Consider the following 730-nt stretch of genomic DNA (forward strand, 5'->3'; position numbering starts at 1 on the left):
GCGCCATCCTCTCTTTGAATTCGAACGCCTCCGCCGAAGACTGGGAGGATCTGATCAGTGCTCATCGGAGTGAATGGGTCGATCTCGCGTATCTCGTCCACCAGATGGCAGTGTTCGAGCTACATGGAGCGAGCGATCCGATCCCGGTCTTGAGTCCGCGGGAACGTGAGTGCCTCTACTGGAGCGCGCTCGGCAAGGATTACAAGGATATCGCGCTTATTCTTGGCCTTTCCCATCACACGACCCGCAGCTACATCAAGTCGGCGAGGACAAAACTCGGTTGCGCCACGATCTCGGCGGCGGCCACTCTTGCCCTGAAGCTGCGCGTGATCACGATATGAGCCGACCGCACGCCAGCCTTTGACAATACCCGCATATGGGTTTGACCATATGCGGGAATATCTGGCTCCTCCGCCAGGCGGCATCTTCCAGCCAGTATCAACAGCTGGAGACAAACCTTGTTCATTCTGGTTCAAGCGCATCAGTACACCCGTTATCAGGCTCTCATGGATCAGGCATTTCGCCTGCGCAAACGTGTGTTTCACGATCAACTCGGTTGGGCCGTGACAATCGACGGTGATTGCGAGCGCGACGAGTACGATGCTCTGCGGCCAGCTTACCTGATGTGGTGCAATGATCGCGCGGATCGCCTTTATGGAACGCTGCGGCTGATGCCAACCACCGGCCCAACGCTTCTCTACGACGTCTTCCGCAACACGTTTGCGGGTGC

General features: G+C 57.4%; 2 protein-coding genes. Both read left to right on the top strand.

The annotated features are described in order from the left end of the window. The coding region (locus RNA01_RS23475) for a response regulator transcription factor (protein WP_147182469.1) at window positions 1-341 on the top strand (341 nt) is incomplete at its 5' end. A 117-nt stretch (window positions 342-458) separates the two neighbouring features. Beyond that, on the top strand, window positions 459-730 hold a 272-nt coding region (locus RNA01_RS23480; protein WP_307725739.1), incomplete at its 3' end, for an acyl-homoserine-lactone synthase.

This window comes from Paenirhizobium naphthalenivorans (assembly GCF_007992095.1).
GTDB lineage: Bacteria > Pseudomonadota > Alphaproteobacteria > Rhizobiales > Rhizobiaceae > Allorhizobium > Allorhizobium naphthalenivorans.